The sequence below is a fragment of the Blautia sp. NSJ-175 genome (assembly GCF_022867815.1).
GTDB lineage: Bacteria > Bacillota > Clostridia > Lachnospirales > Lachnospiraceae > Blautia > Blautia celeris.
Genome location: NZ_JALIFQ010000026.1, coordinates 58,268 through 70,418 on the forward strand (window position 1 = coordinate 58,268; position 12,151 = coordinate 70,418).

Genomic DNA, 12,151 nt, shown 5'->3' on the forward strand with positions numbered 1-12,151 from the left:
TACAATATCGGAAAAAATGCATTTTATATCCCAGCAAAGCAATATACCGCACCTACAATTCACCGGAAATACATTTGCTGAATAATATTTAATTATTCTAACGGTTTTACCCAATACACATCATACTTATCGCTGTATCCTGTAATATAGACATCTATCTCTGAACCAGATGAATATGATTTTCCTCTTGTATTGAACTGCCCTTCTGACTCCTTGCCCTGAAGTTTAAGTCTGCAATTCCCTTTTGCATTAATCCTCAGTACTACAGCTTTTACTTTCCGAGATTCACCCATTTTATTTCCCTGATTCGCTTTATCAGCATACTTTCCCTCGCCATCAGTGCTGTCCGCATTCTTTTTCCCCTGCGCTGAATCAGATGATAAGACCGTCCCTCTCAATGTAAGTTTTTTGTCTGTTGGATTCGGCAGGGTATCCGGTGAAATATGATGTTTATTTACATTTCGGTTTTTAGAAAACCATTCAAAGATTTCCTCCTCTCCCTTTTTTGTAACTTTGACCGGATAACGTATGTTCAGATTCTCACTGACATCAGCATCACATATTTTTAAAATGTTATTCATTATTTTTTTCCGTGACTCATCAGCTTTGAGCTCTGCATTCAATGAGATTCCCGATTCTCCCATAGTGATTCCGCAATTAGTACCCCCTGCCTTATTCACATCAATATTAAGCGGTACTAATTCTGCTGACAAGCCTGTCTTTGTCTTCTTAACCTTCCTGATTGCACCATTCGTTATAAGAAGTTTCACACTACCATAACCAAGAGGTTTTGCATGTCCGATCTTGTGTAGTCTTGTACTATCTGCACTGTTTTCACCAAAAGTGATGGTCCATATCATATCACTTAACTGCTGCGGCTGGATTCCGTCAAAATACATTCTAAATTTAAAATTTTCTCCCGATACAGCTTCCATCGTAGCATTTTGATTGGATCTGATAACAGCATCCTCAGCAGCTTCTCTGTGATGCCAATAATATTTTCTCCCACGAGGCATCATAGTCTCCACCGGATAAAATTCCGGATGCCCTTTCCCGTCCTCATACACCGTCACACTATAATAATCAAAGTTCCAGTATGCAGCATCTGCTGCCGGCTTATTGAGATAAAATTCAAAGGCCGAAGGACGCGGAGTGCTTAATATCTGCAGCGTATGTAATTCTGACTTTATCTTTTCAGGATTCATCGGTACTGCATCGGTAAAACGAAGCCTCCCTCTTACACCACCGTCAGCCTTCGTACCAAAAAGAAGGCAGGCCGGACAAAGAAAATCTATTTTTTCGCAGGGTGCATAACTGCCCATTATCTCTTTCCACTTCCTATTACGTCCAACACGTCCGATAGAGCTTCCGGACAAATAGACTTCTGTTCCCCTTTTGTTCTCGAAAGTCAGATAATAAACAGGAACATAATTATCCCCTCCGTTTTTTGCCTCCATAAGTTTATTCTTTAAATCTTTCATGGGCTTAGGCGATTCGGATGAATTATCCACAACACCATCCCGGCTAAGTGCAGATAATAATTTTCTATCTGGCGAATATTCTTCTCCTTTCCAGGTATGAACGACAGACCCCGGCTGTAATACAGTTACACTGTAGTCCTGCTGAATAGGTATATTAAACTGCAGCCATCCCACATCGTAAGAAAATGAAATGTCATTTTTTCCTGAAACATCCTGCACTGTCCTGCCGATATTTAACAGTCTGTGCTGGTCATATGTAAAATACACCTTTTCTCCTGTACAAAATCCTTTATATTTTCCGCATTCAACTTGCCGTTTCCCACATTTTTGCCGGTAAACAACCGCACGGTGAAGGGTCCATGTATCTGTAGCCAAATCATAGTGAAGGAGACCCCGTTTGTCGAATCCAGCATACAATGGATTTCGCTGACTGATAGGTCTTTCATCCATTAATGAAGATACACAGCTTCCGGTTAATGTTTCGTATACACTGCGGAGCATTCCCCGCAGACTGCCTCCCGGAATCCCAGGTACACCATCTGTATCCGGCAGCCGAAGAAATGGATATTTATTATGTACTGTGTCGGCGCCTTTCTTATTTTTCACCTTTTTTTCTTCACGATGTGCTGTGTCCGGTATGATAATTGGTGTTTTCGGTATAAGTTCAATATCCAGCCATCCCGTCAGCAGGTCTTCAGGTGAAGAATATTTCTGTTCCCATGCTTCAGGTTTAGGTGGTACTTTCTGGAACGGAACGAAGGTATAAGGGTTCAGAAAATCAATATTATCTGTCTGGTTATTCTTTAGTTTTGCCATTATTTATCCCTCCTTCGCTCAACAAAAACCTGCAAGCCGATAATCAGCTATATGCGCCAAACCATTCTTATCATACTGCAGATATGCTTTAATACACACCATATTCTGTTTTTCGGCTACAGGCAGGGCGTAGTATCCGCCACCGGTAGTCCGAAGTGTGTGGCATCCATAATTATCAATATCCGATTGAAAAGAAGAGTCAATATCCAGATATTGTTTATACTCCACATAATAACTCGCGGGCTTTTTCAAGAACTGATCTGTTTCCAGCGCAGCAGCTTTTTCCAATGTATTATCATCTGCCAGTCTCCAGACGAATGCTCCGCCAATATGGCTGCGGCGTATAAGCAGCTCACCCATATCATTAAATAAGCGAAGTTCCAACAAGTGCGGAATATCCTCGCACAGGGCTGCCAAATGCTTCTTGTCGGCTGAACGGAACCGGTCTGTATAATAAGCAATACCAAGAGAATCTGCAGGCATATACCTATTGATGACACCTTGTATTTCACTTTCCGGAGTATTTCCATATTCTTTTATCCATATCTTATTCATTTCGATTCCACCTCCAGAAATGTAGTATCCATTCTGCTCAAAGCCTGTGTTTTGTCCTGATGATTCACTTTCAGTGAAAGAATTTCAACACAGCCATGTCCAGTACTGCCAGAACCACCCGCTGTAAGGAGTCCAAGGTTCAGGTCTATGATAGAAACCGCTAACAACTGGCCTAACAAAGATGTCAGCCTTTCCCTACAGCGGATTACCAGTTTTCCTTTTCCTCCCTGCCACCATTCTGAGGTGTACAGAGCCTGAGAAACTGGTGCGCCTGTAAAGCGATCCAATGCATTTCTCGTAATAGTATAAGATTGCCCGCCTTCCACCGTAGTTTCACTGAAATACAGATTTGATTTCTGTTTTGCATTATTTTCCCTGACAACACCGAACAATAAGTTAATATCATCCCGAATATCCTGCGGACAGGAAATATGCCGTGCCAGTTCCAGCATATGATGCCGAAACACGCCTGCCCAGCTCGTTCCGGGAATCACCGGAGCTCCGTACGCTGACTTCATCGGTACAGAGGATGCTAAATTCTCTTTCCCCGACACACATTCTTTATATCTGCGTACTGCAAAACTTCCGGCCATCTTAAATTCCATCTCAATGATAAGACCAGAAACATCATAATTCTCTGCCGTTTTAGAGATGTGACCACTGTACATATCCCACCGGGCATCCGGTGCAAAGGGGTCAAAAGTTAGCCATTCATCCAGTACATTTGCTGAATTTATCCCCCCCTTTCCAAAATCAAATTCCCTTTTCTGGACAAATACGTCCATAGAACCGTAACCACGGCTGGTGCGCGCGCCAAATGAAACTCCGTCAGATTCTAACCTTTCTATAATTTTAGTCAGAATATTTAGCTGCTTTGCACCCTGATCACTCTTTGTATCACCAGTCCACTCCAAAATAGAAGTATATTGCATCGCTATTTCTGCAACTTCAAAATCATATTTGGCATTATCCAGCGCTGTACCTCTGTCATTGATTCCGACACCATCCCTATGCGAAATTCGTATGTCACTTCTTTTACATATATCTGGCAAAACAGCATCACTTATCAATATGCTGCTTTCTCTCTGCACTTTACCATCTTTCCCAATATATCCAAAGAGTTCTTCTCCCTCGCTTTCCGGTACGAAGGAACGCAAGACTCCGGCAATACTGCTGCCGGGTATAAATGGCAGTCCACGGGAATCCAACATCAAATCACTGTCCGTATTTTCAACGTCCCCATTAGATATGCGCAACGGAGCAGTCTGTGAAAAGGTCAGCTTATAATACATTTTCTGCATAAATTACTGTCCTCCTTTTTCATAATAAACAATATGAAGTGCAAAAAGTAACAGTGATTTCCATTCTCCTAGAATTTTTCTTTGAACCACCTTATTATTTCCTATCTCATTGGATATTTCACAATTTCCAATCAGCCTGTCCGCTTCCAGTCTGTATAAACCGCATAGTCCCTGTACGAATTGTTTCACCCTTAATTTCCTGGATACTTCAGTTTCGCTGCTCTCATCACTGTCTTTGATACTTTCAATATGATTAAGAAGGTCCTCATAATTCTCTGCTTCATCTGTCATAAGGCGCAGACGGCCAATTAATCCTGTTTCTAGTTCATCTGCATGTGATTTTGCATACTGCAGCGCATGATTTTCAGCAGCATGTCTGGCAGCTGTCATAAGCAGCGCATTCCTGAGTTCATTTACAAGTATTTTATCTGTTCCTTTGATTTCATTCAGACGATCCACACTGCCTTTACTGATATACTGCAGCTTATTGATTTCACTTTGCTTGAGAACATGGCATACGCCAAATCCTTCCTGCTTAAATTCCCCAATACGAAATGTTCTCGGAAGAATCTTCCTTTCTTGGGATATAAAACAAAATACGCTTCCACCCTGCAGGGACAATAACTGGGGTTTTTGCAGCTGCCACATGCTATGATAACCACTGACAACATGATACTTTGTGCGGTCAGTCAAAGATCTTACACTGTCGGCCGGCACTTCGCATACAGGATTCAGTCCAAGCTCCATAGCTATCTTATCACGAACAGAAGCATTGTCCATTGCAAACACGCCCGAATCTGACAGTATCAAATCCGACTGCAGCACAACATATATCGGTTCCCCGGTTTCCGCAATTATCTCTTCCATCGCGCAGGACGATATCTTAGGAACTCCTGCTATACTGCAGGCCGCATACTGTGCCGTCCGGCTCCGTCCAAACCGAAGAGGTGCTTTTACAATAATGTTCCATACATTCTCTGCCAGATATTTTGGCAGGGTAACAGTTCCTCCATAAATCATGCCTGCATCAAGAGACTGCTGCATATACAGCATCCCATCCTGTCCCTCAACCCGGACTGTGTGATGATATACGGTGTGGCTGTTGGCCTTAGCAATGGTGTAGCCATCTTTAGTCTCAACAGCATACGTTCCCTCCAATGTCTTCTGTTTTTTCCCTCTTACCTCTTCCCCTGCACAGTTAGCATATCGTTTCTCATTCTTCAGATTTACCAGAAACAGAGGCGTAGGTGCCGAAATTTTTCCTGAGATAACAGGTGTCAGAGAACTCCACTGCACTGTTCCATCTAAAAACAGTTTAGAAAATATCTCATCTGCAGAACCATTTCTTAAATATTCCGTACTCATACAGCCAATCACGCTCCTGGCAGGAATCTCAGATATAAGTTCACTGCACCCCGGCAAAGTTACAGGTGCATCCAGGTGAATGTGATATGTAATACAAATCATCTCGCTCTTATCTTTCAACTGACCCTCATCAAACTGATATGCATCTTGTTCATTTTCAGACATTTCACCGACCACTGTCTCTTCGCCGGTTTTTTTTGCATCATACACAACTTTAATGTTTCCCAGACCCCGGTTACGGCTAAGTCCTATATGCCGCAAAGCCATACAACATTGTTTCAAAAGATTTAATTCATCCGAAAATTCATCTTCACTGCCCTTTTTTAAAGAAAAATCGGCCCAAAATACAAGTTCCTCTCCTACATGCAGCGGGTCATAATGATTCAATACGCGGGTATAACGCAGAGTACCATCCACAGGCACCCCCTTTTGCATCTTCGTCTGACCTCGCACATAAGAAAAAAGGCTCGCCACGCTGCCGGGCCTGGCAGTATCCTTAAGAATCGGTTCAGCCGATGGATCTGCATTTACGCTTTTCAACCAGCGCTCCATAGATTCCGCCCCGTCCAGAACAGCATTCTCAAGTACAAGTATACCTTCAAATCCATTTTTTCCGCCAAATAACCTCTGAATATTTTCATCTGTTGCCAGTTTACTGCCATACTTCTTCAGTTGAACGGCTTCTGCCCTCAGGCAGCCTTTTAAACGTCTGGCCGGAATATAAGGAAGTCCAGCATCAGAAATACAGATATCCGTATCTACAGAATTTCCAAAGCTCTCCCCGCTCCCAGCGCACAGATCACTGCGTAATGTTATTCTCAGTTTTTTCATTTTTTACGGGTTCCTTTCCTCCAAACCAGATATCGTACATTTCGCTTGCATCATACAGTGTTTTATATAAACGATTCTCATCTTCAAAAATACCTTTTAATTTTTCTTCCATTTCCGCATAACGATAGTATACTCTTGAAAGCTCATATTCACCGTCTGCTGTACTTTGCTCAAAAGAATTTCCTATATCTTTAATATTGGCCCTGCTGCCGCCGCAGGACTTCCACAGATTAACTGTTTCATCAAATTTAAGGATATCAAAGTCTCTTCCTCCCGTATGTCTTCCATTACCTGTCACACGCCATGGGCGTGCCATACACGACGCAGTATCCTGTCTGTCACGAATATCCTCCAATTCACAAGCCACACCACTGTGAAGAAAATGGAAATCCAGCCAACACTCCTCCTCCGGAACCGGATTTCCTCTACTATCGGTCTGCAGCAAAGTTTCATGTACCGGCTTCTTTGCCAGATCACAGGCTTGTTCCGCTAGTTCATAAGCCCTGGAAAAAGGATAATGACTATGGAATACACAGATTCCTGCACAGGAACTATATGTCTCTTCATTCCCATCTGTATTATGGGAAATACCATAGGACGCCACAGCCTTCAGGTATGCCTTCGTAAGCGCCAGGGCGAACCTTGCATTGCAGACAAAAGTCACATCGTCGCCATCAGAGACGATTACACGATACTGATAACATTTAGGATGTCGTCCCTTGTCTTCTTTTTTTAGAATTTCTAATTCATTTTTTATACCTGCAATACCGGTTTTTACGAAAGCATTATTTATATTTTCTGTAAACCGTCTCATAGCTGACACACAAAAATCATAATCGGAATGTCCATCAAGAAGATGCTGTATCTTCACACCCATATTATTTCCATCCGCATGGACAATTGCCAGAAGACTTTCCTCCCCCTTCTCCGTCACAATATCATCCAGTAGTTTTGCAAAATCATCTTCTTTTTTCTCCTTATTACCAACTTCATATTTGACCTGAGCTTCTTGAGAACGGCTGATTTTATGTACTCTATCTTTATAAGAAATCGGCTGCTGGGTACTCCGGTCCATCTCGGAAAACGGCATCATAGGCATAAGACAACCGGGCAGCATTTTATTTTTTTCAATTTCTACTGCTTCCATAAGAGAAGCATAATCCCTTTTATAACAATTCGGGTCTCCGTCAACAGGAATACCAACACACAAAGGAATCAATCCCGGATATTCTTTTGTCAGATGATATGTATAGGCACGATTTGCCCGCTGGAAACTTATTTCATCAGAATAAAGAACTGTCTCATTACCACCTCCAGTAAATAATTCTATCAAGTGAAGCGTCTGATTTTTGAACCGTTCTTTAACATTCTCTAATTTAAAATCGCGCGAAACTCTCGTATCGTTTAAGGTTTCAACTATCAGACCACACTCTCTGGCCTTACGAAAAAGGATACCGAATACATCGCGAATGATGGCTGACCCTCCTGTTATTTCCTGTATCTTATTACTTCGGAAAATATAATTTTGTTTTGAACGTATTGTATATTGCGCAAGAATCATAAAAACCTGTACCACCTTCCTTAAGATATAGTTTTTTATACCTTCACACGTTAGTATTTCCCAAAACGTATGAATTTAAAGTTTACCCCTTTCTGATATCCTCCTTCCTTTTCTTTTACTTTACGTGTACTGCATGCACAGCGAGAGCAGCCTTTTCTTTTAATCTTCTGACCGCTTCAAAAGTCCGTCCAACTTCTCCCTGTTCCATCACAACACAAGAGCTGTGTTTCATAATTTCAGTTATCAGTATATTTCCTATTATCCCGAGATATATCAACTATTACAAAACATATAATTATATTATAAATTATAACACTTCGTAATGACTTTTTCACTATAAAAGCCTAAACAAAACTCTAATGATCAAATTATTATCTTATCACCACTCACTAATTACTACTACGAAATGTGACAAATCAAAGATACAGAAAATGTGGAAAGGTAATAAAAACTCATTTACAGCATATTGTAACTATGCTTTCGTAGTCGATTATCCTTTTGAAATCCTATTTCATTTATCGTTTCATGCAGCAAACCGCTGCAGATAGATGCTGCTCTATCCTAATACAGCTTTGCACCTGTCAGAATATGCTCATCCACCATCAGACAGTGCAGTTTTTCTTCTTCGTTTTCATTATTAACCGCAGAAATGATCATACCACAGGGATCATTTTTTTCTTTATTCTCTCTATCGTTGTGCTAAAATGCGCCCTGCTGTGTTAATATATTTCTGATCATTTTTGCTTACCAGTGCTACTGTACCCATACCGCCTAAAAAACCATATTGTTCAACCAGCAAAACCTTGCTTCCTCTTCTTGCCGCACTAATTGCCGCAGCACAGCCTGCAGGGCCGCCTCCCACAGTAATAACATCATAATTTGTATTCATTGCCTTCTCCTCCCTTAACCTTTAAACCCAGATGTTGCAATTCCTTCAACAATCTGTTTCTGAAAGAAGAGAAATACCAGCACAACAGGAATAATAGATATAAATGTTGCTGCCATGACCAGATTCCATTTCATATCAAATTCAGATTTAAATGTTTTAAACGCAAGCTACACAGTCATCATCTCTGAAGATTTTGTTAAGACCGACGGCCATACTAACTGATTCCAACTGTCCGAAAAGGCAAGAATTCCAAGTGTACTGATGATTGCTTTACTTAACGGTATTACCAGTGTAAATTCGTGATTATAATAAATTCGACTTTATTTATTTTATGCATTATTCACAACTCGCAAGATTCTTTCAGAAGTGCAGCACACTGTTCTACTGCGCTGGATATCCACCATAAAGACATCCTAAGTGATTTCAATGCTTTGCGGCCGACATCTTTGTATCTGCACTTTGGCAGATAAGCAATGTTAGCTATTGATTCCCACACGCCAAAAGGACATCTTTCCAAAATTTCTTTTAGAAAAATGTCCTTTATATAAAATCTCTAATTCATTTTTTAGTACAGCTTCGCCCCAGCCGGAATCCTGTCATCTACCATCAGAAGATTCAGTCCTTCGTGTCCATCCACTTCATGTACTGCGGAGATTAACATACCGCAGGAATCAATGCCCATCATGGGTCTCGGAGGCAGATTTGTGATTGCGATACAGGTCTTTCCCACCAGTTCTTCAGGCTCGTAATACTCGTGAATACCGCTTAAAATCACGCGGTCCACGCCTGTTCCGTCATCCAAAACGAATTTCAGAAGTTTCTTACTCTTCTTCACTGCTTCACATTCTTTTACCTTTACTGCACGAAAATCTGACTTGGCAAAAGTATCAAAATCAACCATCTCTTCAAACAGCGGTTCGATCTTTACATTGGAGAAATCAATCTTTTCTGCCACTTTTTCCTCTGCCGCAGCAGCCTTTTCCACTGCCTTTTCAGCCTTCGCTTCGCCCTTCTTAGCGTCTAAAGACTTCATGGTCGGGAAAAGTTTTCCCACCAACTTACATGCCATCATATCGGTTCAAATCCCTTCATTTCCTTGCTTCCCCATTCTTCACAGTGCTTCGTATTACATCAGGGAAAAAAGAAAATTGTTGTCAAACTGTTGTCTTCGCAGAAAGTTTGTTGTCAGCTTCTCACGCTGAGAACCCTTCCTAAAAGATGTCCAATTTAGATAAGTTTTCAAAAGATTCCTGCTTCTTTTGATCAGTGGCTTCGGCATAGATATCCATCGTCGTTTCAATATTCCGATGGCCCATAATTGCCTGAATCACTTTTAAATTTGTTTCATGCTCACAGAGTCTTGTACAAAAGGTATGCCTCAAGTGATGACAGGAGAAATCTGGAAGAATAATCGGCTCTCGCCGCTCACGCTTAGCATTGATAACCTCTTCCGCATTGTACCCACTGATAATTCGCTTAATAGTACGATTCACAGCCTGCGGATTTAAAACTGAGCCAAAACGATTGACAAATACAAAACCCGTCATTCCATCAATCTCGGTCTCGTTGAATCCTGTTTCTTCCTGCTCCTCGTGCTCCATGTGAAAAGCATCACGTACAATATCAAGCATAGGGATCGTTCTGATACCTGCCTCCGTCTTCGGCTTTGATATCCGCAGAACAGACTTTCTCGATTCTCCAACCGGGTAATAAACCAGACTGTGATTAATACTCAGAATCCGATTATCAAAATCAAGATCATCCCATCGAAGTCCCAGTGCTTCTCCGATTCGGCAGCCAGTTCCAAGCAAAACCGTAAATAACGGCCACCAATGATAATACACTGGGTGATTGGAAATATAGTCCATAAATGCTCGTTGCTGCTCTCTCGTTAAAGCATGTCTCACGCCTCTTGTCTTATCTGTTTTCTTGCTGACTTCCTTCATGACTCCGTCTGACGGATTTTTCCGAATGATTTCATCTCGAACCGCCAATTGGAATGTCGGATGAAGCAGGGTATGAACTGAGTCCAGCGTCCCTAACGATAACTTTTCCTTTTTAAGCAAGTAGCAGTAAAACTGGAGTACGTCTGAATACTTAGTGCCTGCGATTTTCTTCTTACCGAAAGTATGTCTGACAAAGCGATTATACATGTAATCGTAATTGCTGCGTGTAGTCGCTCGCAAATCATACTTCGTAGATATATATCGATCATAGGTATCATTTATGGTGGCCTTACCTGCAACATACAGATCCAAACCATCCAATTGATCCTTCATCAGCTGCTTCTCTTTTTCTCGAAGCGTTGCCAAATCCTGTGCGTATATGGACTTACGCCTGCCCAACGGATCAGTATAGGTGTACATATACCGCTTGTCTGATGCCCTCTGTACTTCTCCTTTCCTGAGTGCTCTTCCCCGCTCATCTTTCCGTGTCTTTGCCATGTCTGTTACCTCCTTCAATAATGAAGAAGGGACTCACAGCACTTATTTTTGCTTGGACAAATACTCTTCCAAACCTCGCAGGGCAACCTCTGTCTTTGTCATCTTGTGTTCAGCAGCATACCTGATCAACTCATCATAGGTTTTGTCTGATAACCGAACTGTAATGGATTGACGCTTTGCGTTGTCCAGCTTCGGTCTACCCATTTTCGTCATACCGCTACCTCCACATGTATTTTATTATACTTATTGTAAGACAGAAAGTCAAGCCCTAAAGCGCATAAAGCCCCTTTATGTAAAAAAGCCATGAAGCATCACCCACTTCAAAATTCTCGGAATGACTCCAAAAACTTTTCAAAAATTTCGCAATTAACTAAAGCAATGCCATCAATCTTATAGACAGCTTTTGCTTCTTTTGCGAGTTCCTGAAACTTTGTCAGCCCAAGGCTGTACTTCTCTGCTCCTTCTTTGTAGCGCACAAACTTTTTTGCATACTGCTTCGTCTGCTCTACATCTTTCCTTTTGTAGCCCATAAGCAGCCTCCTTACTATAAAAAATAATTTATTTCAAAATAACCGCCTCCTTCTCCGTCTGTGGCTGCAGATCCATAGATATCTCATCTCCCCGCCTGCATTGTGGCCGGGCCGCGAATTACGGAAGTATCATTATCCCCGGCCGGATCATTGCGTTATACGGGTGCCGCCCGTATATCAGTGCTCATGGTTTTGCTCGCCACACAAACGGATAGCCGCTTCTCGGTTCGGGAACGTAGAGTTGGAGGCTATGAAGTTGTCAACGAATCATGAAAGCTTATCTCAGCCTATAATGAAAATAGGATACTGACTCCACTACTTTTTTCACTTCTCTTTTTGCCTTACAATAGTCTTAGGCAGGATTAAGTTTGATTGCAC

Annotated in this window: 9 protein-coding genes and 1 pseudogene; all 10 read right to left on the reverse strand. The window is 41.7% G+C overall.

Going from position 1 to position 12,151, the window contains the following annotated elements; translation table 11 throughout:
- Nucleotides 1-92: 92 nt before the first annotated feature.
- Nucleotides 93-2,297, reverse strand: a complete 2,205-nt coding sequence (locus MUB35_RS26325) for an RAMP superfamily CRISPR-associated protein (RefSeq protein ID WP_054351769.1) — start codon at nucleotides 2,295-2,297, stop codon at nucleotides 93-95.
- A gap of 18 nt (nucleotides 2,298-2,315) precedes the next feature.
- A complete protein-coding gene (gene csx19, locus MUB35_RS26330) occupies nucleotides 2,316-2,852 on the reverse strand; it encodes a type III-D CRISPR-associated protein Csx19 (RefSeq protein ID WP_033140031.1) in 537 nt (178 codons plus the stop codon).
- Complete coding sequence (locus MUB35_RS26335; protein WP_103732684.1) at nucleotides 2,849-4,153, reverse strand: RAMP superfamily CRISPR-associated protein; 1,305 nt, start codon at nucleotides 4,151-4,153, stop codon at nucleotides 2,849-2,851. Before MUB35_RS26335 ends, csx19 begins: the two co-directional genes overlap by 4 nt.
- 3 nt (nucleotides 4,154-4,156) lie before the next feature.
- Entirely contained in the window at nucleotides 4,157-6,349 is a 2,193-nt protein-coding gene (locus MUB35_RS26340; RefSeq protein ID WP_186971106.1) for an RAMP superfamily CRISPR-associated protein, read from the reverse strand.
- Entirely contained in the window at nucleotides 6,318-7,496 is a 1,179-nt protein-coding gene (locus MUB35_RS26345) for a Cas10/Cmr2 second palm domain-containing protein (protein WP_156120812.1), read from the reverse strand. Before MUB35_RS26345 ends, MUB35_RS26340 begins: the two co-directional genes overlap by 32 nt.
- A 1,102-nt stretch (nucleotides 7,497-8,598) precedes the next feature.
- A complete protein-coding gene (locus tag MUB35_RS30555; protein WP_054351762.1) occupies nucleotides 8,599-8,799 on the reverse strand; it encodes an FAD-dependent oxidoreductase in 201 nt (66 codons plus the stop codon).
- Between the two features lie 565 nt (nucleotides 8,800-9,364).
- Nucleotides 9,365-9,844: pseudogene (locus tag MUB35_RS26360) on the reverse strand (lysine--tRNA ligase); the annotation flags it as partial.
- Between the two features lie 166 nt (nucleotides 9,845-10,010).
- Complete coding sequence (locus MUB35_RS26365; protein ID WP_054351760.1) at nucleotides 10,011-11,243, reverse strand: site-specific integrase; 1,233 nt, start codon at nucleotides 11,241-11,243, stop codon at nucleotides 10,011-10,013.
- 42 nt (nucleotides 11,244-11,285) lie between these two features.
- A complete protein-coding gene (locus tag MUB35_RS26370; protein WP_023043063.1) occupies nucleotides 11,286-11,456 on the reverse strand; it encodes a hypothetical protein in 171 nt (56 codons plus the stop codon).
- A 107-nt stretch (nucleotides 11,457-11,563) separates the two neighbouring features.
- Entirely contained in the window at nucleotides 11,564-11,773 is a 210-nt protein-coding gene (locus tag MUB35_RS26375) for a DUF6462 family protein (RefSeq protein WP_016295841.1), read from the reverse strand.
- Nucleotides 11,774-12,151 lie beyond the last annotated feature (378 nt).